This is a genomic window from Indioceanicola profundi (assembly GCF_003568845.1).
Classification (GTDB): Bacteria; Pseudomonadota; Alphaproteobacteria; order Azospirillales; family Azospirillaceae; genus Indioceanicola; species Indioceanicola profundi.
The window spans coordinates 472,501-496,592 of the sequence record NZ_CP030126.1; the positions used below are offsets into that span (position 1 = coordinate 472,501).

The 24,092-nt window shown below is 67.8% G+C and carries 18 protein-coding genes; 12 read left to right on the top strand and 6 right to left on the bottom strand.

All coding sequences use genetic code 11. The features are described 5' to 3' along the window. Positions 1 to 39: 39 nt before the first annotated feature. From DOL89_RS02295 to DOL89_RS02305, 3 genes are all read right to left on the bottom strand, one after another. Complete coding sequence (locus DOL89_RS02295; RefSeq protein WP_119677689.1) at positions 40 to 1,563, bottom strand: TAXI family TRAP transporter solute-binding subunit; 1,524 nt, start codon at positions 1,561 to 1,563, stop codon at positions 40 to 42. A 14-nt stretch (positions 1,564 to 1,577) separates the two neighbouring features. Next, a complete protein-coding gene (gene gltS / locus DOL89_RS02300) occupies positions 1,578 to 2,786 on the bottom strand; it encodes a sodium/glutamate symporter (RefSeq protein WP_162937276.1) in 1,209 nt (402 codons plus the stop codon). A gap of 104 nt (positions 2,787 to 2,890) precedes the next feature. Continuing rightward, positions 2,891 to 3,547 (bottom strand): TetR/AcrR family transcriptional regulator, encoded by a 657-nt coding sequence (locus DOL89_RS02305; RefSeq protein WP_119677691.1) that lies wholly within the window; start codon positions 3,545 to 3,547, stop codon positions 2,891 to 2,893. Between the two features lie 196 nt (positions 3,548 to 3,743). On the opposite strand from DOL89_RS02305, the gene DOL89_RS02310 reads away from it, so the two are divergent. The 12 genes from DOL89_RS02310 (at position 3,744) to cysG (ending at position 19,336) form a co-directional block, all read left to right on the top strand. Next, a complete protein-coding gene (locus DOL89_RS02310; protein WP_119677692.1) occupies positions 3,744 to 5,282 on the top strand; it encodes a flavin-containing monooxygenase in 1,539 nt (512 codons plus the stop codon). 17 nt (positions 5,283 to 5,299) lie between these two features. Further along, the gene (locus DOL89_RS02315; protein ID WP_205574620.1) at positions 5,300 to 6,121 is read left to right on the top strand and encodes an SDR family NAD(P)-dependent oxidoreductase; all 822 of its coding nucleotides are present in this window, start codon (positions 5,300 to 5,302) and stop codon (positions 6,119 to 6,121) included. Further along, a complete protein-coding gene (locus DOL89_RS02320; protein ID WP_119677693.1) occupies positions 6,118 to 7,065 on the top strand; it encodes an alpha/beta fold hydrolase in 948 nt (315 codons plus the stop codon). Before DOL89_RS02315 ends, DOL89_RS02320 begins: the two co-directional genes overlap by 4 nt. 56 nt (positions 7,066 to 7,121) lie before the next feature. After that, complete coding sequence (locus DOL89_RS02325) at positions 7,122 to 7,709, top strand: ANTAR domain-containing response regulator (protein ID WP_119677694.1); 588 nt, start codon at positions 7,122 to 7,124, stop codon at positions 7,707 to 7,709. A 37-nt stretch (positions 7,710 to 7,746) separates the two neighbouring features. Further along, positions 7,747 to 9,003, top strand: coding sequence for a CmpA/NrtA family ABC transporter substrate-binding protein (locus DOL89_RS02330; protein WP_119677695.1), 1,257 nt, complete (start codon positions 7,747 to 7,749; stop codon positions 9,001 to 9,003). A gap of 306 nt (positions 9,004 to 9,309) precedes the next feature. Next, positions 9,310 to 10,680, top strand: a complete 1,371-nt coding sequence (locus tag DOL89_RS02335) for a CmpA/NrtA family ABC transporter substrate-binding protein (RefSeq protein WP_119677696.1) — start codon at positions 9,310 to 9,312, stop codon at positions 10,678 to 10,680. A gap of 14 nt (positions 10,681 to 10,694) precedes the next feature. Continuing rightward, positions 10,695 to 11,600, top strand: a complete 906-nt coding sequence (gene ntrB / locus DOL89_RS02340) for a nitrate ABC transporter permease (protein WP_119677697.1) — start codon at positions 10,695 to 10,697, stop codon at positions 11,598 to 11,600. Positions 11,601 to 11,611: 11 nt separating this feature from the next. After that, positions 11,612 to 12,412, top strand: coding sequence for an ABC transporter ATP-binding protein (locus DOL89_RS02345; RefSeq protein WP_119677698.1), 801 nt, complete (start codon positions 11,612 to 11,614; stop codon positions 12,410 to 12,412). Positions 12,413 to 12,425: 13 nt separating this feature from the next. Continuing rightward, positions 12,426 to 14,894 carry a nitrite reductase large subunit NirB gene (gene nirB, locus DOL89_RS02350; RefSeq protein ID WP_119677699.1) on the top strand — a complete coding sequence of 823 codons (2,469 nt, stop codon included), beginning with the start codon at positions 12,426 to 12,428 and terminating at the stop codon, positions 14,892 to 14,894. Beyond that, on the top strand, positions 14,891 to 15,238 hold the full coding sequence (nirD, locus tag DOL89_RS02355) for a nitrite reductase small subunit NirD (protein ID WP_119677700.1): 348 nt from the start codon (positions 14,891 to 14,893) through the stop codon (positions 15,236 to 15,238). Before nirB ends, nirD begins: the two co-directional genes overlap by 4 nt. A gap of 11 nt (positions 15,239 to 15,249) precedes the next feature. Continuing rightward, complete coding sequence (locus tag DOL89_RS02360) at positions 15,250 to 17,913, top strand: nitrate reductase (protein WP_119677701.1); 2,664 nt, start codon at positions 15,250 to 15,252, stop codon at positions 17,911 to 17,913. Next, positions 17,888 to 19,336 carry a siroheme synthase CysG gene (gene cysG / locus DOL89_RS02365; protein ID WP_119677702.1) on the top strand — a complete coding sequence of 483 codons (1,449 nt, stop codon included), beginning with the start codon at positions 17,888 to 17,890 and terminating at the stop codon, positions 19,334 to 19,336. Before DOL89_RS02360 ends, cysG begins: the two co-directional genes overlap by 26 nt. Here cysG and DOL89_RS02370 read toward each other — a convergent pair. The 3 genes from DOL89_RS02370 to DOL89_RS02380 all read right to left on the bottom strand — a co-directional run bounded on the left by DOL89_RS02370 (position 19,326) and on the right by DOL89_RS02380 (position 23,778). Then, positions 19,326 to 20,522 carry a glycosyltransferase family 2 protein gene (locus tag DOL89_RS02370; protein WP_119677703.1) on the bottom strand — a complete coding sequence of 399 codons (1,197 nt, stop codon included), beginning with the start codon at positions 20,520 to 20,522 and terminating at the stop codon, positions 19,326 to 19,328. The two genes, cysG and DOL89_RS02370, sit on opposite strands and share 11 nt — an antisense overlap. Before the next feature lie 144 nt (positions 20,523 to 20,666). Continuing rightward, complete coding sequence (locus DOL89_RS02375; protein ID WP_162937277.1) at positions 20,667 to 21,926, bottom strand: glycosyltransferase family 61 protein; 1,260 nt, start codon at positions 21,924 to 21,926, stop codon at positions 20,667 to 20,669. A 112-nt stretch (positions 21,927 to 22,038) separates the two neighbouring features. Beyond that, the gene (locus tag DOL89_RS02380; RefSeq protein ID WP_162937278.1) at positions 22,039 to 23,778 is read right to left on the bottom strand and encodes an ABC transporter ATP-binding protein; all 1,740 of its coding nucleotides are present in this window, start codon (positions 23,776 to 23,778) and stop codon (positions 22,039 to 22,041) included. Positions 23,779 to 24,092: the final 314 nt, after the last annotated feature.

A 24,092-nucleotide genomic window follows, 5' to 3' on the forward strand; every position in this document is an offset into this window, starting at 1 on the left:
GCCAGCGGGGCAAAGTGCGTTTGGGGTCCCACAGATCCCTCACTCCTCCGCAACCGGCTCGACCGGTTCTGGCGGAGTGCCGTTCAGGAAAAGCTCCGCCGCCGGATGCAGGGGGATGGACAGGCCCGTGCGGGCCCTGTGCATGGATATCGCCGATCCGGCGGAACTGCCGGCAGCGACATAGTTGATCTCCCCCATCATGGTGGAGAGCAGCGTCCTCACCTCCACCTCGGGCATGGAGGCGCGGGTGGCCAGCAGGGCGGTGACGGCCATCGTCGGTACCGGCTGCGCCTGCCTGGGATATGTGCCGGCGGGCAGGGTGAGCGGAACGAGGCTGGGATTCTCCCCGGCCATGGCGGCGACGGCGTCCCGGTCCAGCGGCACCAGCCTGATCCCCGGACGGGCCGACAATTGCTGGAACAGTTGGGCCGGCGCGTGGATGACGCCGATCAGGGCGTCGATCCGGCCGGCAGCCAGGGCCTCCGCAGCCTCGACCGGACCGATTTCCGCCATTTCCCCCAGATCCTCCGGCGCCAAGCCGTGGGCTTGAAGCACGGAAAGGGCCGTCAGGCGTGAGCCGGAGGCCGGAAGGCCGACGCTGACGCGCTTACCACGGAGATCGCCCACTGCCTGGATCGGGCTGTCCGCAGGCACGACCACATGAACGGCCTCCGGGAAGAGGCTGGCCAGGGCCCGCAATTCCGGGAACGGGCCGGCCTGCTGGAACAGGCCTGCTCCCTGCGCCGCCATGGCGGCGATGTCGTTCTGGACCAGGACGACATCGGCCGAACCGTCGCGGAGGAGACCGAGATTCTCCACGCTGCCGGCGGTGGCGACAGCCGTGGAGCGCAGGCCGCCAGCGGCGATGAAGTCCGCCGTCGTCGTGGCAATGAGATCATATTCGCCGCCCGCCGGACCGCCGGCAATGACGAAGCTGCGCTGCAACCGGTCCATGCGCAGGGTGATCTGCTGGTAGGCCTGATGGAGCTCCTGCGTGATGATGGCCCGCGCCTCGCTGGCCATGCCGGGGGGCGGCCCCTCGAACATGCCCATGATCTGGTCGACCAAGCCGCGGGCGACGGCCGGCGGGCCGGTATTGTCCAGCGCGGGCGGCTGCTGCAACGGCGGCGGGACGAAGACCGTTGGCTGCCAGTTCCCATCCTCGGCCTGTTGGAACGTGACCGACCCGCGCACGCGCAACTGGTCGCCGGCCTTGTTGCCGTCGCGCTCGATCCCCTCCACCCCCCGTTCGGCGGCGCCCAGGATCTGGGCCAGCGAGGCGGGGTTCAGGGACTCCCAGTCATTGAAGGAATAGTCCCGGAGGAGACGGAGCTGGGCGTTGTAGTAGACAATCTTCCGGGCGGTTCCGTCCGGCTCGTCCGGCAACGGGCTGCTGCCGAGGCGGGAGAAGGCCTCGATCTCCAGCACCGGTTCCGGGAACGCGCCCTGCAACTGGGATTGGACGGTTTCCCGGACCTGTTCCTCCGTCGGCGTGCGCTCACAAGCGCTGAGCGGGATGAGCGCCAGGAGGAGGATGAAGAGGTGGGCCAGTCTGCGCGCCATGGCACTCTCCCCGGTCAGAAGCCGAACATGGGAAGGCTCATGAAGCCCTGGATCACCAGGGCGTTCGCAAGGTCGATCAGGAATGCCCCCACCACCGGAATGATGAGGAAGGCTTGGCGCGAGGGGCCGTAGCGGGCGGTGAGCGCCTGCATGTTGGCGATGGCGGTCGGGGTCGCCCCCATGCCGAAGCCGACATGGCCGGCCGACATCACGGCTGCGTCATAGTTCTTCCCCATGACCCGGAAGGTGACGAAGTAGACATAGATCGCGATCGCCACCACCTGGGCCGCCAGGATGGCGAGGATCGGCAGGGCCAGGGCCACCAGTTCCCAGAGGCGGAGCGCGATCAGCGCCATGGCCAGGAACAGCGAGAGCGAGACCGTGCCCAGCAGCTCCACCGTGTCGTCGTCGATATGCCGCAGCCTGCCGAGGCTGAGCACATTGCGCAGGAGGACACCGGTGAACAGGGTCCACACGAAGGTGGGCAGCGTGAGGTAGGGGTTGGTGAAGGCCTTGCCCAGCCAGGACCCGATCATGATGCAGGCGAGGATGAGGAGCAGGGTCTCCAGGAAGGATTCCGGGCTGAGCGCCCGTCGCATGCCGCTCTCCAGCTCACCCGGGGCGCCGGTCTCATGCGTGTCGGCAGCCGGCGCCAGACGATGCCGCGTGATCAATTTCTGGGCCAATGGACCGCCGAGCAATCCGCCCAGCACCAGCCCGAAGGTGGCGCAGGCCATGGCGATCTCCATGGCGCCCTGAACGCCGTCCACCTCGCTGAAGCGGGTGGCATAGGCCGCACCTGTACCGTGGCCGCCGGACATGGTGATGGAGCCGGCCAGAAGGCCCGCCAGCGGATGCAGATCCATGCTCATCGCCACGGCAACGCCAACGGCGTTCTGCAAGAGGAGCATCACAACAACGACCAGCAGGAAGATCACCACCGCCCGACCGCCCTGCACCAGGGAGCGGAGATCGGCGCTGAGCCCGATGGTGGCGAAGAAGGCCAGCATCAGCGGCGTCTGCAGCGACATGTCGAAGGTGATCTGCGCCCCCGCCCAGATGTGCAGGGCGGTGATCACGCATGCGGCAAGCAGGCCGCCCACCACAGGCTCAGGAATATTGTAGCGGCTGAGGAAGCCGATCCGGGAAATCAACGCCCGGCCGATCATCAGCACGATGATGGCAAGGACCAGCGTGGTGACGACGTCGATTTCCAGGGTCACCGTGCCCTCCATCCTTCATTGCGCGATTGTGAACGCAAGCAGAGGGCAACACGCGAGAACCACCTTATGGTTCCCTACAGATGCTCCCAATCGCGCGGAATGCGCTATTCGCGCATCGGCGGCGGGCCGATGCCTGCCAGCGCCAGTCCGGCCGGCGTGGTGTAGGGCAGGAACAGGCTCATCACCTGCGCGGCCCCCCAGTCCACATGCTGGCGCGTGATGTCGGACATGCCGTGGCGGGAGCGGAGATAGTCGATCCAGTAGGTGGAGACGATCCAGGCATTGACCATCAGCCGCTCCGTCTCCTCCGGCGTCGCACGGATCAGGCCGGCGGCTTTCATGCCGTCCAGCGCCCGCCTGATCTGGTCCTGCCCGTCATCGGACAGGACCTTGAGGCGGGAGCGGAGGGAAGGGGCCAGGCGGCAGACGGCCCCGCCGTCGCGGTAGAAGAAACGCCATTCCCACATCAGGTTGAACCAGCCGCGCAGATAGTCGGTATAGCGGCGGGGATCGTCGCCATAGTCCAGGTCAGCGGTCGCCACATCGCGCAGGGCCTGCTCGAACGCTTCGAACAGCGCCTCCAGGATCTGCTCCTTGCGTTGGAAGTGGTAGTAGAGGTTGCCCTCGTTGATCCCGACGGCGGCGGCAATTTCCGCCGTCGTCACGTCGGCGGCCCCGCGCTCGTTGAACAGCTCCTGGCAGATGGTGAGAATCCGCGTGCGCGTCTTCGGCCGCCGCTTGGATTCCGCTTCTTCCGCCATACACCGGCCCTCTTCCTTCCGGCTCCTATCCCAAGGAGCATCATCGTCTAAGGTGAACACCTGTTGACGTGCCTAAGGTAAGCACCTTAGGCTTCGAGTATGCCAGCCAAGGCTGGACCAGTCCATCACGCGGGCAACCGGACGGGGCGCATTGCCCGCAGAAGCCGGGAGCCGCGCAGCATCGGGGAGGCATCGCATGGACATGGCTGTTGGAAGCGCCGCGGCGGAGTCGCCGGCAGAAGCGCCGGGCGCTCCGGGCGGCGTACAGCATTTCGACGTGCTGATCGTCGGGGCCGGCCTGTCCGGCATCGGGGCCGGCTACTATCTTCAGACCGAATGCCCGAACAGGAGCTACGCGATCCTGGAGGGGCGGCACACGATCGGCGGGACCTGGGACCTGTTCCGCTATCCCGGCATTCGGTCGGACTCCGACATGTACACGCTGGGCTACAGCTTCCGCCCCTGGCTGGGCGGCAAGGCCTTCGCCGACGGGCCTTCCATCCGGGACTATGTCCGTGAGACGGCGGCGGAGCACGGCATCGACCGGAAGATCCGCTTCGGCCACCGCGTCACGCACGCGTCCTGGAGCACGGCCGATGCGCTCTGGACCGTGCAGGCCGAGGTCGGGCCGGACAACGCCCCGGCCCGCTTCACCTGCAACTTCCTTTATGTGTGCAGCGGCTACTACGATTACGACGAGGGCTACATGCCCGGCTGGGACGGCATGGAGCGGTTCGGCGGACGCATCGTGCATCCCCAGAAATGGCCGGAGGAGCTGGACTACAGCGGCAAGCGGGTGGTGGTGATCGGGAGCGGGGCCACGGCGGTGACGCTGGTGCCGGAGATGGCGAAGCGGGCCGCCCATGTCACCATGCTCCAGCGCTCCCCCACCTACATCGTGGCGCGGCCAGGGGAGGACAAGATGGCGCTCTGGCTGCAGAAGCGGCTGCCGTCCGGGCCGGCCCACCGCATGGCGCGGTGGAAGAACGTGCTGCTCAGCATGTATTTCTACAACATCTCCCGCTTCAAGCCCGACCTCGTGAAGCGCATGATCCTGAAGGGGGTGCAGGCGCATCTGGGGCCCGGCCATGATGTGGAGAAGCACTTCACGCCCAGCTACAATCCGTGGGACCAGCGGCTCTGCCTGGTTCCCGATGCCGATTTGTTCAAATCGATCCGGGACGGCAAGGCGTCGGTGGTGACCGACCAGATCGACAGCTTCACCGAGACGGGACTCCGGCTCCGCTCCGGCGGGCAGCTCGATGCCGACGTCGTCGTGACGGCCACCGGCCTCAAGCTGAAGATGATGGGCGGCATGCGGATGGAGGTGGATGGCAGGCCGGTGGAGATGCCGAACACCCTGACCTACAAGGGCATGATGTTCAGCGACATTCCCAATCTGGCGGCGGCCATCGGTTACACCAACGCCTCCTGGACGCTGAAATGCGAGCTGACATCGGAATATGTCTGCCGCCTGCTGAAGCACATGGATGCGCGGGGCTATGCCTGGTGCGTGCCGCGCCGCCCGGCGCAGGGGCTGGAGGTGGAGCCGGCGATCAATCTCAACTCCGGCTATGTGCAGCGGGCCAGCTCCATCCTGCCCAAGCAGGGCACCCGCAAGCCATGGCGGCTCAACCAGAACTATGCGCTCGACATGGCGGCGCTGCGCTATGGCACCGTGGAGGATGGCAGCCTGGAGTTCGGCCGCACCGCCCCGGGGAGGCGCGCCGCTTGAGGCGCGGGGAGCGGCGGATGACCAACATGATGAAGGTTCAGGGCCGCACGGCGGTCATCACCGGTGCGGCGAGCGGGATCGGGCGGGCCATCGCGATATCGCTGGCCCGGCGCGGCTGCAATTTGGCGCTGGCCGATCTGAACGAGGCCGGGCTTGAGGAAACGGCCCGGCTGGCCGGGAACGGGGTGCGGATCAGCCGCCACCGGCTGGACGTGTCCGACCGGGCAGCGGTCGCGGCATTTCCGGATTCGGTGCGGGCCGCCCATCCCGGCGTCGACATCCTGGTGAACAATGCAGGCGTGGCCATCGGCGGCACCTTCGAGCAGGTCGGTGAAGCCGATTTCGAGTGGCTGTTCGAGATCAATTTCTGGGGCGTGGTGCGGATGACCCGCGCCTTCCTGCCCCTGCTGCGGGCCAGCGACGATGCGCGGCTGGTGAATCTGTCCAGCATCTACGGCATCATCGCCCCGCCGGGCCAGAGCGCCTATTCCGCCAGCAAGTTCGCGGTGCGCGGTTTTTCCCAGGCGCTGCGGCATGAGCTGGAGGGAACGCATATCGGGGTAACGGTGGTGCATCCCGGCGGGGTCGCCACCTCCATCGCCAAGAATGCCCGGGCGCCCAAGGATGTGCCGGCGGAGGAAGTCGAACGCCGCCGGGCGGAATCGGATAAGATGCTGACCCTGCCGCCGGAAAAGGCGGGGGAGATCATCGTGACGGGGATCGAGCGCCGGCAGGCGCGCGTGCTGGTCGGCAACGATGCCAAGATCGTATCGGTGATCGAGCGCTTGAAGCCCGTCACCTATTGGAAGCTCCTGGAGAAGATGAGGCCGAAAGCATGACCCCCCTGGTGATCGGAGCCGCCGCCGTCGGTGCGGTTTTCGGCGGGCTTGCCATGTTCACGGGCATGACGGCGCGCCGGATCGAAAAGGCCATGCCGCCGCAGGGGCAGTTCATCGAGGTCGATGGCGCCCGCCTCCACTATCTGGACCGCGGGACGGGGCCGGCCATCGTCATGGTCCATGGCCTCGGCGGGCAGATGGGGAATTTCAGCCATTCCCTGCTGGACCGGCTGGCGGGCGACTTCCGGGTCATCCTGGTGGACCGGCCCGGTTCCGGCTACTCGACCCGGCCTGCCACGGCCTCGGCCAGCCTGCGGGCGCAGGGCGATATCATCGCCGGGTTCATCCGTGCGCTGGGGTTGGAGAAGCCGCTGCTGGTCGGGCATTCGCTGGGCGGGGCTATTGCGCTGGCCGTGGCGCTGGACCATCCGGACTGCATCGGCGGCTTGGCGCTGATCGCCCCGCTGACCCATGTGCAGCAGGCGGTGCCGGCCTCGTTCAAGGGGCTCGCCATCGAGTCCAAGCTGGCCCGGCGGATAGTGTCCTGGACACTGGCGACGCCGGCGGCGATCATGAAGCGCGACCAGGTGCTGGACTTCGTGTTCGGCCCGGACAAGCCGCCGGCGGATTTCGCGACGGCGGGGGGCGGGCTGCTGGGGCTGCGGCCGGGGGCCTTCTACGCCGCCTCCACCGACATGGTGTCGATCAATATCGACCTGCCGTCGTTGGTGGAGCGCTATCCCGCCATCACGCTGCCGGTCCGCATCCTCTATGGGCGTGGCGACCGGGTGCTGGACTGGCAGGCGCATGGCGCCGCCATGAAGGACAAGGTTCCGGGCCTGGAGCTCGAGCTGGTGGAGGGCGGCCATATGCTGCCGGTCACGGCCCCGGACCTGACGGCGGACTGGGTCAGAAGAGCGGCGAATGGTCTCAAGAAGGATTGAGGCCGGACGCCGCTCGTCATGTTGCGCCGCGGCGAGGCTGATGTCATCCTTCGCACATGCAGAACGCCGGGCTTTCCGTCGCCATTGTCGATGAGAATCAGATGCGGGCGGCGATCCTGGAGGAGGGGCTCGTCTCCGCCGGGATCAGCCAGGTCACGCTGATTTCCGACACCACCAACCTGCTGCGCCAGTTGGTTGACCTCGCCCCCGACGTGGTCATCATCGACCTGGAGAATCCCAGCCGCGACGTGCTGGAGCAGATGTTCCAGGTCTCCCGTGTCGTGGCCCGGCCGGTCGCCATGTTCGTGGACCGCTCCGACAGCTCCATGATCCAGGCGGCGGTGGATGCCGGCGTCTCCGCCTATGTGGTGGACGGGCTGAGGAAGGAGCGGATCAAACCCATCGTCGACATGGCGATCAGCCGCTTCAACGCCTTCAGCCGCCTTCAGGACGAGCTGGAGAAGGCCCGCAACGAGCTGGCCGAGCGCAAGGTGATCGAGCGCGCCAAGGGCATCCTGATGAAGACCCGCAAGATGTCGGAGGAGGAAGCCTACGCCGCCCTGCGCCGTCTGGCGATGAGCGACAACCGCCGCATCATCGACATTGCCCAAAGCGTCGTGACAGCCGCAAAATTGCTGGGGTAAGTGAAGTATGGACGGCACAGCCCCGGAGGACAGGACAATGGCCGGCCCGGACGGCGCGCGGGAGCTGCGTATCGGCTTCATCCCGCTGGTGGACTGCACGCCGCTGGTGGTGGCGCATGAACGGGGCTTCGCCGCGGCGGAGGGGCTGCGGCTCAATCTGGTGCGGGAAACCTCCTGGGCCAATATCCGCGACCGGCTGGTGCTGGGCCATTTCGATGCGGCGCACATGCTGGCCCCGATGCCGGTATCCGCAAATCTGCGCATCGGCTCGCTCCACACGCCCATGTCGGTGCCGCTGGTGCTGAATCTTGGCGGCAACGCCATCACCGCCTCCACGGCTTTGTGGGCGGAGATGAAGGCGGCCGCCGGGGGGGAGCTGTCCGGCACCGATCCGCGTGGGATGGGGGAGGCCCTGGCCGCTGTCGTGCGCGCACGGTCTGCCGCTGGGAGGCCGCCGCCGACCATTGGCATGGTGCATCCCTTCAGCGCGCATAATTACGAGCTGCGCTACTGGCTGGCTGCGGCCGGGGTGGACCCGGACGAGGATGTGCGGCTGGTGGTGGTGCCGCCGCCCTTCATGGCCGACGCCATGGCCGCGGGGCAGGTGGACGCCTTCTGCGTGGGGGAGCCCTGGAACAGCCTGGCGGTGGAGGCCGGGGTGGGCCGGATCATCACCACCAAGGCGGCGCTCTGGCGGCAGGGTCCGGAGAAGGTGCTGTCCGTCCGCGCCGACTGGGCGGAGCAGGCGCCGGAAACGCTGGCCGCCCTGCTGCGCGCTCTGGTCAAGGCAGCGGCCTGGGCCGAGGATGCCGCGAACCGGGAGGAGCTGGCCGCCTTGCTGGCCGATCCCCGCTATCTGGGCGTGGATGCCGGGATCATCGGCCGCGCCTTGTCCCACCGGCTGGTGCTGGAGCGGGGAGGGGAGCCGGTGGAAGTGGCCGACTTCCTGCTGTTCGAACGCTCCGCCGCCACCTTCCCGTGGCAGAGCCATGCCTTGTGGATCTACAGCCAGATGGTCCGCTGGGGCCAGACGGCCGAGACCGCGGAAAACCAGGACCGCGCCCGGCGCACCTACCGGCCGGACATCTACCGCCGGGTGCTGGGGCCGGAAGGCGTGGCGCTGCCCAATGCCAGCATGAAGGTGGAGGGCGCGCTGAAGGCGCCGACGCCGGTCGCCTCCTCCACCGGGCGGATGGTGCTGGGGCCGGACGGCTTCTTCGACGGGCTGGAATTCGACCCCGACGATGTGGAGCGCTACATCGCCGGCTTCGCCATTCACAAGCGGAATGCCTAGTGCGCAGGCAAATGCCGCAAGTGCCTGAAAAGCGGGCATCTGCATGGTGCGTGCGCCTAGAATCCTCGCATCTGCGAAATCGCTGATTCCCGGCAGTGCCCTGAAACCCGCAGAGTTCCAGGGAATCCAGCCCGCTCCGGAGTTGGCACGCCTCTTGCTGATAGGGGAACGCCAGGCGACGTAGCCCGGCACCGAACATAGGGCCCGACGAGGGGCCATTAGCGACGCCGCTGACCGTTCCCGCGCAACCACTGCGCCGGGAAACGATCAGCGGCTTTTTTTTGGCCCGAGCCAGAGGAGCATGCCATGACAAAGTTCCCTGACGCCGCCCCGCCCAAAGCCGTCCAGGCCGGGTCCGCTATCTCCCCGTCGGCTCCGTCCGCACCGCTGTCGCGGCGCGGCCTGCTGTCCGCCACCACGCGCCTCGCCGGCGCTGCCGCGGTGATCGCCGCCGCCCGCGCCGCCTTGCCGGCGGGCGCCTGGGCCGCCACGGCCGACGCGCCGGAAACCACCAAGGCCATTCTGGGATTCATCGCCCTGACCGACAGCTCCCCCCTGATCATCGCCAAGGAGAAGGGGCTGTTCGCCAAATACGGCTTGCCGGATGTGGAGGTGCAGAAGCAGGCCTCCTGGGGCACCACCCGCGACAATCTGGAACTCGGCGGCGCTGCCGGCGGCATCGACGGGGCGCATATCCTGACGCCCATGCCGTATCTGATCAGCGCCGGCAAGGTCACCAAGAACAACAACAAGCTTTCCATGCGCATCCTGGCCCGGCTGAACACCGACGGCCAGGGCATCTCCGTCCACCGCCGCTACAGCGAGCTGGGCGTCGGGCTGGACGCCGGCGCGCTGAAGGCCGAGTTCGCCAAGCAGAAGGCGGCGGGCAAGGAGGTCAAATGCGCCATGACCTTCCCCGGCGGCACCCACGATCTGTGGCTGCGCTACTGGCTGGCGGCCAACGGCGTCGATCCGGACCGCGACGTCTCCACCATCGTCGTGCCGCCGCCGCAGATGGTCGCCAACATGAAGGTCGACACCATGGAGGCCTTCTGCGTCGGCGAGCCCTGGAACGCCCAGCTCGTGAACCAGAACATCGGCTACACGGCGCTGACCACGGGCGAGCTGTGGAGCAAGCATCCGGAGAAGAGCCTGGGCATGCGCGCCGACTGGATCGACAAGCATCCCATGGCCGCCAAGGCCCTCCTGATGGCCGTCCTCGAAGCCCAGCAATGGTGCGACAAGGACGAGAACAAGGAGGAGATGTGCGAGATCGTCGGAAAGCGGGAATGGTTCAAGGTTCCCGTCAAGGACATCGTCGGCCGGGCGCAGGGCACCTTCGACTACGGCAACGGCCGGGTCGTGGAGGACAGCCCGCATCTGATGAAGTTCTGGCGCGACCACGCCTCCTACCCTTTCCGCAGCCATGATCTCTGGTTCCTGACCGAGAACCAGCGCTGGGGCTACATGCCCGCCGATCTGGACGCCAAGGCGCTGATCGAGGAGGTGAACGGGGAGGCGATGTGGCGCGAGGCCGCCGCCGCCATCGGCGTCGCCGCCGCGGACATGCCGGAAGGCACCTCCCGCGGGAAGGAGACCTTCTACGACGGAGCCGTCTTCGATCCGGAGAACCCGTCCGCCTATCTCGCCGCCCTGTCCATCAAGCGCGTCGCCTGAGGGGATCGTCAGCCATGACCGCACTGACCAAGCTCGACCTCTCCGGCGACGAAGCCGCCGCCCAGCCGCGCCGCGCCGAGGCGGTGGTCCACCCGCTGCCGGCGCCGCCCCGCGCCAGCATCCCGGCCCGCCTTGGCGGCGCTGCCCGTAGCGCGGCCTCCGCCATCGTGCCGCCCGCCGTCGCCCTGCTTCTGGTGCTGGGGCTGTGGGAGCTGCTGTGCAGCGGCGAGGGTGCGGCGCTGCCGCCGCCCTCCCAGGTGCTCACCGATACGTGGGAGCTGATCGTCGATCCCTTCTTCGACAATGGCGGCACCGACAAGGGGATGTTCTGGCACCTCTCCGCCAGCCTGCAGCGCGTCGCCATCGGGTTCAGCCTGGCGGCCGTGGCCGGCATCGCGCTGGGCGTTCTGATCGGGCAGTCCAGCCTGGCCCAGCGCGGGCTGGACCCGATGTTCCAGGTGCTGCGCACCGTGCCGCCGCTGGCTTGGCTGCCGATCTCCCTGGCCGCGTTCCAGCAGGCCGACCCTTCCGCCATCTTCGTGATCTTCATCACGGCGGTGTGGCCGATCATCCTGAACACCGCGGTCGGCATCCGGCAGATTCCCAAGGACTATGTCAACGTGGCCCGCGTGCTGCGCCTGTCGCCGCCGGAATATTTCTTCAAGATCATGCTGCCGGCCACGGTGCCCTACATCTTCACCGGGCTGAAGATCGGCATCGGCCTGTCCTGGCTGGCCATCGTCGCGGCGGAGATGCTGATCGGCGGCGTCGGCATCGGCTTCTTCATCTGGGATGCCTGGAACAGCTCGCTGATGAGCGAGATCATCCTGGCCCTGATCTATGTCGGCCTGGTCGGCTTCATGCTGGACCGCGCCATCGCCCTCATCGCCGTCCGCGTCGGCGGCCGCACCGCAAATTGAGGAGGGCCGCCATGACCACCCCCTATCTGTCGCTCGAGAATGTCGACATGCACTTCACCGTGGGGAGCAACCGCTTCTGCGCCGTGAAGGGCGTCAACCTCGGCATCGACAAGGGCGAGTTCGTTTCCATCATCGGCCATTCCGGCTGCGGCAAGTCCACCCTGCTGAACATCGTGGCGGGCCTGAACCGCTGCACCGGCGGCGGGGTGATCCTGGACGGGCGGGAGGTGGACGAGCCCGGACCCGACCGGGCCGTGGTGTTCCAGAACCACTCCCTGCTGCCCTGGCTGACCGCCTACGAGAATGTCCGCCTGGGCGTCGACAAGGTGTTCGGGCGCACCAAGTCCAAGGAGGAGCGGCACGACTGGACGCTGCACAATCTCCGCCTCGTCCATATGGAGCATGCGGCAAAGAAGCGTCCGGACGAGCTGTCCGGCGGCATGAAGCAGCGCGTCGGCATCGCCCGCGCCCTGGCCATGGAGCCCAAGGTCCTGCTGATGGATGAGCCGTTCGGCGCCCTGGACGCGCTGACCCGCGCCCATCTCCAGGACACGACCATGGAGATCCAGGCCCGGCTGAACACCACCGTCATCATGATCACCCACGATGTGGACGAGGCGGTGCTGCTGTCCGACCGCATCGTGATGATGACAAACGGCCCCGCCGCCACCATCGGTCAGGTCCTGACCGTCGACCTTCCCCGCCCGCGCCGCCGGCTGGAGCTGGCGGACAATCCCGCTTATGTGCGCGCCCGCACCGAGGTGCTGCGCTTCCTGTACGAGCGGCACGCGCCCGCCAGCGCCGCCGCCTGAGGAGACCAGAGTCATGCATGGACCCATCCGCAAAGAGCGTCTCGTCGTCATCGGCAACGGCATGGCCGCCGGCCGCGTGCTGGAGGAGCTGTTCGAGCGCGCCCCCGGCAAGTACGACGTGACCATCTTCGGCGCCGAGCCGCGGGTGAACTACAACCGCATCATGCTGTCCCCGGTCCTGTCGGGGGAGAAGCAGTACCAGGACATCCTGATCCATGACGAGGACTGGTACCGCCAGAATGGCGTGACCCTGCTGGCCGGCAGGAAGGTCACCGCCATCGACCGGGCGGCCAAGACCGTCACGGCGGCGGACGGCACGCAGATGCATTACGACAAGCTGCTGCTCGCCACCGGCTCCGACCCCTTCATCATTCCGGTGCCGGGCCGGGATCTGCCCGGCGTGCTGACCTACCGCGACCTGGACGATGTGGAGGCCATGCTGGCCGTGGCCGGAACGCCGGGACGCCGCGCCGTGGTGATTGGCGGCGGGCTGCTGGGGTTGGAGGCCGCGGCCGGGCTGAAGGCGCAGGGGATGGAGGTCACCGTCCTGCATCTGATGCCCACCCTGATGGAACGCCAGCTCGACCAGGCCGCCGGCCATCTGCTGGAGCAGGCGATCAAGGCTCGCGGCATCGACGTCATCACCCGCGCCAACACCCACGCCATCACCGGAACAGCGAAGGTGGAAGGCGTGCGGCTGGATGACGGGCGGGAAATCCCCGCCGACATCGTGGTCATGGCCGTCGGCATCCGCCCCAGCACCGGGCTTGCCAAGGCGGCGGGGATCGAGGTGAACCGCGGCGTGCTGGTGGATGACGCGCTGGGCACCAGCGATCCGGACATCTTCTCCGTCGGCGAATGCGTGGAGCATCGCGGCCAGTGCTACGGCCTCGTCGCGCCGCTCTATGAGATGGGCAAGGTGCTGGCCGGGCGGCTGGCGGGGGACGCGGGCGGGGCCTATACCGGCTCCGTCACCTCCACCAAGCTGAAGGTCACCGGCATCGACCTCTTCTCCGCCGGCGACTTCGCCGAGGGCAAGGGGCGGGAGGAGATCGTGCTGCGCGACGCCACCCGCGGCGTCTACAAGCGGCTGGTGATCCAGGACAACCGCATCGTCGGCGTGGTGCTGTATGGCGACACGGCGGACGGCCCCTGGTTCTTCGACCTGCTGCGCTCCGGCACAGACATTTCCGACCTGCGCGAAACCCTGATCTTCGGCCAGAGCTATGCGGGGGGCGCCCCCCTCGACCCTATGGCGGCCGTTGCAGCCTTGCCGGATGAGGCAGAGATCTGCGGCTGCAACGGCGTCTGCAAGGGCAAGATCGTCACCGCCATCACCGCCAAGGGCCTGACCGATGTGGATGGCGTGCGCGCCGCCACCAAGGCCTCCGCCTCCTGCGGGTCCTGCACCGGGCTGGTGGAAAAGCTGCTCGGCCTGACGCTGGGCGACGCCTACAAGCCGGCCGCCGTCCAGCCGGTCTGCGCCTGCACCCATTACGGCCATGACGAGGTCCGCCGCCTGATCGTGGCGCAGGAGCTGAAGAGCATGCAGGCCGTGATGCAGGCCTTGGAGTGGAAGACCAGTTGCGGCTGCGCCAAGTGCCGACCGGCGCTGAACTACTACCTGCTGTCCACCTGGCCCGGAGAGTACCAGGACGACCAGCAGTCCCGCTTCGTCAATGAGCGCCTGCACGCGAACATCCAGAAGGACGGCACCTACTCGGTGGTTCCGCGCATGTGGGGCGGCATGACCAGCGCCAAGGAGCTGCGCGCCATCGCCGACGTGGCGGACAAGTACAACATCCCCAGCGTCAAGGTTACCGGCGGGCAGCGCATCGACCTGCTGGGTGTCCGCAAGGAGGATCTGCTCCACGTCTGGGCCGATCTGAACGCGGCCGGGCTGGTCAGCGGCCATGCCTATGCCAAGGGGCTGCGCACGGTGAAAACCTGCGTGGGCAAGGAATGGTGCCGCTTCGGCACCCAGGACAGCACCGGGCTCGGCATCAAGCTGGAGAAGTTCCTCTGGGGCTCCTGGACCCCGGCCAAGCTGAAGCTGGCGGTCAGCGGCTGCCCCCGCAACTGTGCCGAGGCCACCTGCAAGGATATCGGCGTCATCTGCGTGGACAGCGGCTACGAGCTGCACTTCGCCGGTGCCGCGGGGCTGGAGATCAAGGGCACCGAGGTCCTCTGCCATGTGAAGACGGAGGCCGAGGTGATGGAGTATGCCGCCGCCCTGACCCAGCTCTACCGCGAGCAGGGGCGCTATCTGGAGCGCATCTACAAATGGGCCAAGCGCGTCGGCACCGACATGATCCGCGCCCAGATCGTCGAGGATGCGGAGCGCCGCCGCGCCCTCTACGACCGCTTCGTCTACTCCCAGCAGTTCGCGCAGGTCGATCCCTGGGCGGAGCGGGTGCGCGGCGTGGACGCGCACGAGTTCAAGCCCCTTGCCAACCTTTCCATCCTGGAGGCCGCGGAATGACCACGCCCGTCACCTGGATCGCCATCGGCGCCCTGGCCGACATCCCGCCCCGCGGGGCCCGCACCGTCACCACGCGGGACGGGGAGATCGCCGTGTTCCGCACGGCGGCGGATGAGGTCTACGCCCTCTACAATGCCTGCCCGCACAAGGGCGGGCCGCTGGCCCAGGGCATCGTGCATGGCCGGGCCGTGACCTGCCCGCTGCACAACATGGTCTTCGACCTCGCGACCGGCGAGGCGGGCGGGGAGGAGAAGGCCTGCGCCCGTACCGCACCCGTGCGGCTGGAGGGGGACCGCATCCTTCTCGGCCTCTCCGCGGAAGCGCTCGGCGTGCGTGCGGCCTGAGGGGAGTTTCCATGCCTGATGCATTGCAGCCGCCGGCCTCCGTCAAGACCACCTGCCCCTATTGCGGGGTCGGGTGCGGAATCCTGGCGACGCCGGGTCCGGATGGCGGCGTACGGGTTGAAGGCGATCCCGGCCACCCGGCGAATTTCGGCCGGCTCTGCTCCAAGGGATCGGCGCTGGGCGAGACGGTGGATTTGTCGGGCCGGCTGCTGCACCCGATGGTGAAGGGCAAGCGCACGGGCTGGGATCAGGCGCTGGAACTGGTTGCCGACACCTTCGCCCGCACCATCGCGGAGCATGGGCCCGACAGCGTCGCCTTCTACGTCTCCGGCCAGATTCTGACGGAGGATTATTACGTCGCCAACAAGCTGATGAAGGGCTTCATCGGCTCCGCCAACATCGACACCAATTCCCGCCTCTGCATGGCTTCGACCGTGGCCGGGCACCGGCGGGCCTTCGGGGCCGATGTGGTGCCGGGTTGCTATGAGGATCTGGAGCAGGCGGATACGATCGTGCTCGTCGGCTCCAACCTGATGTGGTGCCATCCGGTGCTGTTCCAGCGCATCCAGGCGGCGCGCGAGGCGCGGCCGGGGATGAAGCTGGTGGTGGTCGATCCGCGCCGCACCCAGACGGCTGCGGCGGCCGACCTGCATCTGCCGCTGGCCCCGGACAGCGACACCGCCCTGTTCAACGGGCTGCTGACCCACCTGCACGAGGCCGGCCTGACCGACAGCGCCTTCGTGGAGGCGCATACCGCCGGCCTGGATGCGGCGCTGGAAGCGGCCCGGCTGAACCTGGGCCGAGTGGCCGAGCTGACGGGGCTCGCCGCAGAGCGGATCGCCGATTTCTACCGGCTCTGGGCCGGGACGGAGAAGGTGGTCACCGTCTTCTCCCAGGGCGTCAACCAGTCCGGTCACGGTACCGACAAGGTCAACGCCATCATCAACTGCCATCTGCTGACCGGCCGCATCTCCCGGCCCGGCATGGGCCCGCTCTCCGTCACCGGCCAGCCCAACGCCATGGGCGGGCGGGAGGTCGGCGGGCTCGCCAACCAGCTTGCCGCGCATCTGACGCTGGAGGAGCCAACGGACAGGGAACTGGTGCGCCAGGCCTGGAATGCCCCCCGCATGGCGGATAAGGCCGGGCTGAAGGCCGTCGACCTGTTCCAGGGCATTGCCGACGGACGGGTCAAGGCCGTCTGGATCATGGGCACCAACCCGGTGGACAGCATGCCGGCGGCGGATGCCGTGCGGGCGGGGTTGGCGGATTGCCCCTTCGTCGTCGTCTCCGACGTGATGGCGGAGACGGACACCACCCTGCATGCCGATGTGCTGCTGCCCGCCGCCGGCTGGGGGGAGAAGGACGGCACCGTCACCAATTCCGAACGCCGCATCTCCCGCCAGCGCGCCTTCCTGCCGCTGCCGGGGGAGGCGCGGCCGGACTGGTGGATCATCACCCAGGTGGCCCGCCGCATGGGCTTCGCCGACCAGTTCGCCTATGGGAGCCAGGCCGACATCTTCCGGGAATATGCGGCCCTGACCGCGCTGGCCGCCGCCAGCCGCCAGCGCCCGTTAGATATCGGTGCTATGGCCGGGCTGGACGATGCCGGCTATGCCGGGCTGGAGCCGGTGCAGTGGCCGGTTCGCTCGAGCGGTGCTGCCGACGCGACTAGGCTGTTCGCCGATGGCCGTTTCGCGACGCTGGACGGCCGCGCCCGCTTCGTGCCCACCTGCGTGGTGCGTCCGGAAAGCCTGCCCGTCGCCCGTCCGTTGGTGCTGAACACCGGCCGCATCCGCGACCAGTGGCACACCATGACCCGCACGGGCAAATCCCCGCGCCTGTCGCAACATTTGGCGGAGCCCTTCCTGGAAATCCATCCTGACGACGCGGCGGCGGCCGGCATCGTGCCCGCGGGCATCGTCCGGGTGGAAAGCGATCATGGGGAGGCGCTGCTGCGCGCCCTGGTGACCGACACGGCCCGGCGGGGCAGCGTCTTCGCGCCCATGCACTGGACCGACCGCTACAGTGCCAAGGGCAGGATCGACGCCGTGGTGGCCCCCCGCACCGATCCGGTTTCCGGCCAGCCGGCGCTGAAGAACACGGCCGTGACGGTCACGCCGGCACCGATGGCCTGGTACGGCTTCGCCGTGCTGAACCGGGAACCGCTTGAGCTGGCGGCCGATTATTGGGCCAAGGCCCGCACGCGCAAGGGCTGGCGGGTGGAGCTGGCCGGCGTGGCCGTGCCGGCGGACTGGCTGGCCTTCGCGGAGCGGCTGTTCGGGGATGGGCAGGGGGAGATCGTGTCATATGGCGATCCCGCCACCGGCCGGCACCGCTTCGCCCTGGTCGGGGCGGACGGTGTCGAGGCCGTGCTGTTCCTGGCGCCCGAACCGGTGACCGTGGCCCGCACCTGGGTGGTGGACCTGATGTCCCAGCCCGGCGCGGATATCCGCCAGCTTCTGGCCGGGCGGCCGGGCAAGGCGGGGGCGGATCGCGGGGCCATCGTCTGCGCCTGCTTCGATGTCGGGGCCAAGCAGATCGCGCAGGCGGCGGCGGAGGGCTGCGAAACCGTTGACGCCGTCGGCAAGCGCCTGCGCGCCGGGACCAATTGCGGCTCCTGCCGCACGGAAATCGGAAGGATTCTCACGCATGCAAAGCCCGCGCACGCCCAGTGAGGCCGCTCCCGCCCGGATGGCGCCGCTGGCACGCCTGCCGGTCTTCCTGGACCTGAACGGCCGCCGCGCCATCATCGGCGGCGGCGGAGCGCCCGCGGCCTGGAAGGCGGAGCTGCTGGCCGCGGCCGGGGCGGAGGTGCATGTCTTCGCCGCCGAGCCGGGGGCGGAGATGGCCGCACTGCCCGGCATCGCCCTGCACCACCGCGCCATCGTGCCGGCGGACCTGGAGGACGCCGCCATCCTGGTGGCGGACGCCGAGGAGGATGGGGAGGCCGCCTCCCTCTACGCCATGGCAAAGGCGGCCGGCGTGCCCTGCAACATCATCGACAGGCCGACCTTCTGCGACTTCACCTTCGGCGCCATCGTCAACCGCAGCCCGGTGGTGGTCGGCATCACCACGGACGGGGCGGCCCCTATCCTGGGCCAGACCATCCGCCGCCGGATCGAGACGCTGCTGCCCCCGGCGCTGGGCGGCTGGACCGCGGCGGCGAAGGCCTTGCGCGGCCTGATCGCCAAGGCCGTTCCGGACAAGCAGGCCCGCCGCGCGGCTTGGGAGCGGTTCGCCGACCTCGCCATTACCGCCCGCGGCGCGGCGCCCGGACCCGAGGAGCTGCTGGCCAGGATCACCGAAGGAACGGACAGCGCCACGGGCGGCCGGGTCACCCTGGTCGGGGCCGGGCCGGGCGATGCCGAGCTGCTGACCCTGAAGGCCGTCCGTGCCCTGCAGTCGGCGGATGTGATCCTGTTCGACGATCTGGTCAGCGCGGAGGTTCTGGAGCTGGCCCGGCGCGAGGCCAAGCGCATGGTGGTGGGCAAGCGCGGCGGGCGGGAATCCTGCTCCCAGGCCGACATCAACGCGCTGATGCTCCAGCTCGCCCGGCAGGGCAAGCATGTGGTGCGGCTGAAGTCCGGCGACCCGATGATCTTCGGCCGGGCCGGGGAGGAGATCGAGACGCTGGAGAATGCCGGGATACCGGTGGAGGTGGTTCCCGGCATCACGGCGGCCCTGGCCGCGGCCTCACGCCTCGGCGTCTCCCTGACCCACCGGGATGCCGCGCAGTCGGTGCGCTTCCTGACGGGCCACAGCCGCAAGGGCGTGCTGCCGGAAGGGCTGGACTGGCGCGGGCTGGCCGATCCGGCCACGACGCTGATGGTCTATATGGGAGGACGCACGGCCAGCGAGGCGGCGGGCCGGCTGATCGCGGAGGGCCTGTCCGCGGATACCCCGGTGCGCATCGTCACCGCCGTGAGCCGGCCGAACGAGAAGGTGGAGCGGACCACCCTGGCCGGTCTACTGGAAACCAGCGTTCCGACGGACGATCCGGTCCTGATCGCCATCGGTCGGGCGCTCGCCCTTGGACGGCGGGAAGCCGGGGAGACTTTCGTGGAAGGGCAGGGGACTCAGCGCCGGATCAGGCGCTGAGCTTCCAGGGCGCGCGGCGCTGCACGGCGGACCAGACCACCTCGGAGCTGCCGCGGTAGCCGCGCAGGGAGACGAGCTGGCCGGCGAAGCCGAAGCCGGTCTTCATGTCGCCCTCCGCGAACGCCTCCCGCGCCCGCCAGAGCAGGGGCTCGCTGATGATGCGGACGGCCGCCTCGCCCAGCGGGCTGCTCTCGGCGAAGGAGCGCAGCCGGCGGCCGATGCCGGTGTTGGTCAGCAATTCCTCACAGCCATATTTGGACATCAGGAAGCGCTTGCAGACCTGCGCCTCCGGCTCCGTCAGCGGCTCCTCGGGGGCCAGCCACAGGGCGCGGCCGAGATCGGCGAGGGCGAGGTCCCACTGCTTGCGCCGGGCCATGATGCAGGCGCGCTGCAACAGGGCGGCGCGGGTGCCGATCTGGGTCGGATAGGGCTCCATCCCCGCCGGGGTGAACTCGGTCAGGGGCATTTCCGCATGCAGGTCGCGGAAGATCAGCCCGTCATAATGCATCCATTTCTCGAACTGCCGGTCGGCGGAGAACCGCTCCTGCTCCGACCCGCGGTCACCCTCATGGATGCGCTGAAGGAAGACCACATGGGGGACATGCACCCCTTCGAACCGGCGGGCCAGCCGGATCGCCATCTCGTAATCCTGTGAGCGCACCAGATCGGTCCGGAACGGGCCGACGGCCTCGAAGGCCGACTTGCGCACCAGCATGGCGTTCTGGAACAGGAAGAAATCCTCCATCAGCGTCAGGCGCAGATGGTTCTCCCCGATCTCCGGCCAATAGCCTGAGTCCAGGACTTCCGGTTTTCCTGTCGCGGGATCGACCTGGAAACGTCTGTACTCGCCGAAGCTGAAGCCGGCCGAGTTGCCGCGTAGGGCGTCCAGCAGGCGCTCCGCCCCTTCCGGAACCGGCAGGTCGTCGTCGTCGCAGATCCAGATGAACTCGCCCGAGGCGTTGGCGATGCCCAGGTTCAGCGCCGCGGACTTCCCGCTGTTCTCCTGGCGCAGATAGCGGATCGGCCCGCTCAATCCGGCAACACGCTCCGCCGTATCATCCGAGGAACCATCGTCGACGATGACAATTTCCTTTACCGGAACTGTCTGACCCATCAGGGCGTCAACAACCCCGACCAGCAGCTCTGACCGGTTGAAGGTCGGGATGACGACGGAAATCTGTGCCATTGAATGGAAACCTCACGCTTCCCGATCTGCTGCGGTGACCGACCGCTTAGGCCGACGTGTGAACGATGGATTAATACTACCAGTTCCGTGACCTTTTTCGGCGTTGCAGCAGAACCCGGACGAAGGATATGCGGACGGATGTAATCAGGACACCTCCTCAAGGCTGCCCAGCACCGCCGCTACCGAAGCGGGATCGACGACAAGATCCTGGTCGAGCGGATGACCGGGCCCGATGCCAGCGCCCCGGATCAGCCAGTAACCAAGCCCCATGGCGCTGGCCAAGGCATAGAAGTTCGGATTGGGGTAGGAGAGATCGGCGATCTCCACAACCTGGGAACCGGCTGGGCAGAACATCATGTTGGTCAGGCCGGCGCCGTGCGGAGCCAGCAGCACGGCGGTCTCGGACATCAGTCGCACCTGGGCATCGAACGCCAGCTCTTCCATGAGGACGCGTTCGAACCCAGCCTTCTCCAGCATGGGCCATAGCTCCGCCTCATTGACCAAGCGGCGTCCTCGGGACTTGGCGCGGCTTATGAAGACGCGCCGCCAGGGGCTGGGCGGCGTTTCACCCACCAGGGCCGCACGCACCGGGCGCAGCAGTTCGGGCCTGAAGCGGTCTGTGCCGAGGACGGTCAACTCCTCCACCTCCAGCGGAACGTCGGGATCGAACGTCCTGAACTCGGCAGGGTCCAGTCCAAGCAGGCGGAGCGAGGCGTCGATGGCGGCATTCCGCCGCTTGGGCAGCATCACATGCTCCAGCCCGCCCAACTCCTTCAGCAGGCACAGCTTCGGCAGATGCGCGGTCAGCCAGTGGGAATGGTTGTGATAGACCCGCTCGGCGATCCAGGTGGCGCGTTCAACGCGCAGGGGCCGGCGGCCGCGCCGCAGCGCCTTTCCGTGACCGGGACGGAAGACGATTTCCCGAAGGTGCAGACCCCTGCCATCGCGGTTCAGGATGCCGGGATAGAAGTTGTTCTTTTCGCCTTCCGTATAGAAGGCCATCCGGCAGTCCGGCAGGGTTGCGATGAAGGTCTCCAGCGACCGCCGGGCGGGCACATCGTGGAAGGAATAACCCCACCAGCCTGGGTCCGCCGGTAGCTCGTCCAGATCCCGGACGTTACGAGGCAAGGGATTCCGGGCCACCGACTCTGGATGGATCGTCCGAAAGCTGCCCGCGGAGCAATCCACCGCGCCGGCGGAGGGGATTTCGGCGCCATGGCGGGCGAAATAGCCCCGCACTGTTTCCTTGGGCGCCCACCGATAGCCCAGCCATCCGGCCGGCAGGCCGTGTTCCACCAAGCGTTCCGGCAGCCGGTTCAGATGCCAGCGGAATTTCCAGAACAGACGTCTGAACGCCTCGTCGATGCCCTCTCTGGGGCTGGTGTGCCGGCTTGTCAGAGTCATCCCGCAATTCCTCCGCTGTTTCCGGGGCCTCCTTTTGCCCGTTTTGTTCGATTCCAGAAATTGTCGGAGCGGCCGCGCCCGCATGGCCGCTTCGACAGTTGCCCGTCGCCTGTCAGCCGGACGACATCAGCCGGAAGTCGGCGTGCCTGTTCTCAAGCTCATCATAATTCCCTGCCGCATCGATCTGGCCGGCTTTGAGGAAGTAGAGCGTGTCGCAATTGCGCACGGTGGTCAGGCGGTGGGCGATCATGATCACGGTGCGCCGTCCCTTCAGCGCCTCGACCGCGGCGATGATCGCCCGCTCCGTCGCGTTGTCCAGGGCGGAGGTCGCCTCGTCCAGGATCAGCACCTCCGGATCGTGGTAGAGCGCGCGGGCGATGCCGATGCGCTGCCGCTCGCCGCCGGACAGGCGCACGCCGCCTTCGCCAATCTGCTCGTCCAGGCCGTTCGGCTGCTTCTCGACGAAGGCCTCAAGCTGGGCAAGGCGGATGGCGACCCGCAGGGCTTCCTCATCGACATCCTTGTCGTCGATGCCGAGCGCGATGTTGCGCCGGATCGTGTCGTCGAGCAGGTAGATGGACTGCGGCACGTACCCGATGCTGCGCTGCCAGGAGTTGATGTTCTGGCGAATGTCGGTGCCGTCCACCAGGACGCGGCCTTTCTCCGGCGTCAGGAGGCCAAGGATCATGTCCACCAGCGTCGACTTGCCAGCGCCCGTGCTGCCGACGAAACCCACCGCCGATCCCGCCGGAATGGTCAGGGAAATGCCGCGCAGGGCATAGTCCGGGGCATTCTCGTGCCGGTACCAGATATTCTCCAGCTCGATGGACTGGTCCAGCCGCCGGGGCGGGGGAAGTTGGGAGGCCGGCAGGTTGCGCCAGGGCAGGCCCTTGCCCTCGAGCAGCTTCAGATCGTCATAAACCGGATCGACCGACACTGCGCTGTAGCGCAGGGCCGTCAGGTGGGTCATCGCCGATCCGATGGTCTGGCGCAGCCGGACCAGGCCGACGACGAAGAGGGACAGGGTGACCAGCACGGATTCCGTCGGGCGCTGCAGAAGCACCAGCGCCGCGGCGATGACCAGAAGGCCGGCGATGGCCGCGAACTCCGTCACCGGACCGACGGCCTTCTGGGTGAAGTTCTTGAACCGGACCACTCGCGCGATAGCCTCGACCGTTTCCCCCACCTTGCGGGCGAAGAAATGCTCGCGGTTGAGGACGCGCGCTTCCTTGATGCTGCCGAAACCCTGGTACAGGGCCTGGACGAAGTTCTTCCGCTCCTCCTGCTCCTCCAGCCCGTAGCGCTTCAGCTTGGCGCTGACAGCCGATACGCCCAGACCGCCGATGGCGCCGAAGATCACCATCCACCAGAAGGTGATCCAGGGCTCGGCAATGAACAGGAATGCCAGCACCGCGACCAGGATCAGCGTGTGGGTCATCAGCTCGAGAATGGCGCCGATGACCTGATAGGCGATGACGGTCGCCTCGCGGTCGATGTTGCGCAGCAGTTCCGAAGTGTTGCGGCGGATATGGAAGGTGAAGGGCGCCTGCATGTAGGCCTGCGTCAGCCGGCGGGCGAAATCGACGCGCCGGTTGGAGACATACTTCATCTGAACCCAGTAGTTCAGGATCAGATAGGCGTTCTTGACCGCGAACACGATCACCAGCGCCAACGCGCCCCAGACAACCAGCTTTTCCGTCGTGGTCAGGCCCAGGTTCTGCAGCATGTTGTAGAGCGCCGGGAATTGCGCCAGCTTGTCCGGATAGACGACGGCGCTGACAAAGGCCGGCACGGCGGCAACGCCCACCACCTCCAGCGCGGCGCCGGTAACCATCAGCACAAGCAGGATCATGCCATTGCGGCGGTCCCGGGGGCTGAGAAGCGAAATGAGGTTTTTGAGCTGATCCAGCATAGTCGCGGTATTTCGTAGGCGGCGATGCCGCGGCACCTGCCTACGCCCTTTCCTTACTGTGGCGACGAACAGCCTATCCGGCTTCCAAACAGATCCTGGCCGGGGTCCCGGTTCCCGGACCCCCGGATGCCGCCGCTCAAGGCGGAGTCGGGCCGGCGGATCGCCCGCTTGATCCGATCCACAACAGCGGGCGGTGCAAACCTCCGCCGGCAGTGCCGGAACTTCCGGCCGCCGCGCGCGCCGCAACGATCCGC

Coding starts and splice junctions, on each gene's coding strand:
- DOL89_RS02310 (WP_119677692.1), top strand. CDS start 3,744: ATGGACATGGCTGTTGGAAGCGCCGCGGCGGAGTCGCCGGCAGAAGCG.
- DOL89_RS02305 (WP_119677691.1), bottom strand. CDS start 3,547: ATGGCGGAAGAAGCGGAATCCAAGCGGCGGCCGAAGACGCGCACGCGG.
- DOL89_RS02315 (WP_205574620.1), top strand. CDS start 5,300: ATGACCAACATGATGAAGGTTCAGGGCCGCACGGCGGTCATCACCGGT.
- DOL89_RS02320 (WP_119677693.1), top strand. CDS start 6,118: ATGACCCCCCTGGTGATCGGAGCCGCCGCCGTCGGTGCGGTTTTCGGC.
- DOL89_RS02370 (WP_119677703.1), bottom strand. CDS start 20,522: ATGGCACAGATTTCCGTCGTCATCCCGACCTTCAACCGGTCAGAGCTG.
- DOL89_RS02325 (WP_119677694.1), top strand. CDS start 7,122: ATGCAGAACGCCGGGCTTTCCGTCGCCATTGTCGATGAGAATCAGATG.
- DOL89_RS02345 (WP_119677698.1), top strand. CDS start 11,612: ATGACCACCCCCTATCTGTCGCTCGAGAATGTCGACATGCACTTCACC.
- DOL89_RS02335 (WP_119677696.1), top strand. CDS start 9,310: ATGACAAAGTTCCCTGACGCCGCCCCGCCCAAAGCCGTCCAGGCCGGG.
- cysG (WP_119677702.1), top strand. CDS start 17,888: ATGCAAAGCCCGCGCACGCCCAGTGAGGCCGCTCCCGCCCGGATGGCG.
- DOL89_RS02330 (WP_119677695.1), top strand. CDS start 7,747: ATGGCCGGCCCGGACGGCGCGCGGGAGCTGCGTATCGGCTTCATCCCG.
- DOL89_RS02375 (WP_162937277.1), bottom strand. CDS start 21,926: ATGACTCTGACAAGCCGGCACACCAGCCCCAGAGAGGGCATCGACGAG.
- nirD (WP_119677700.1), top strand. CDS start 14,891: ATGACCACGCCCGTCACCTGGATCGCCATCGGCGCCCTGGCCGACATC.
- nirB (WP_119677699.1), top strand. CDS start 12,426: ATGCATGGACCCATCCGCAAAGAGCGTCTCGTCGTCATCGGCAACGGC.
- DOL89_RS02295 (WP_119677689.1), bottom strand. CDS start 1,563: ATGGCGCGCAGACTGGCCCACCTCTTCATCCTCCTCCTGGCGCTCATC.
- DOL89_RS02360 (WP_119677701.1), top strand. CDS start 15,250: ATGCCTGATGCATTGCAGCCGCCGGCCTCCGTCAAGACCACCTGCCCC.
- DOL89_RS02380 (WP_162937278.1), bottom strand. CDS start 23,778: ATGATCCTGCTTGTGCTGATGGTTACCGGCGCCGCGCTGGAGGTGGTG.
- ntrB (WP_119677697.1), top strand. CDS start 10,695: ATGACCGCACTGACCAAGCTCGACCTCTCCGGCGACGAAGCCGCCGCC.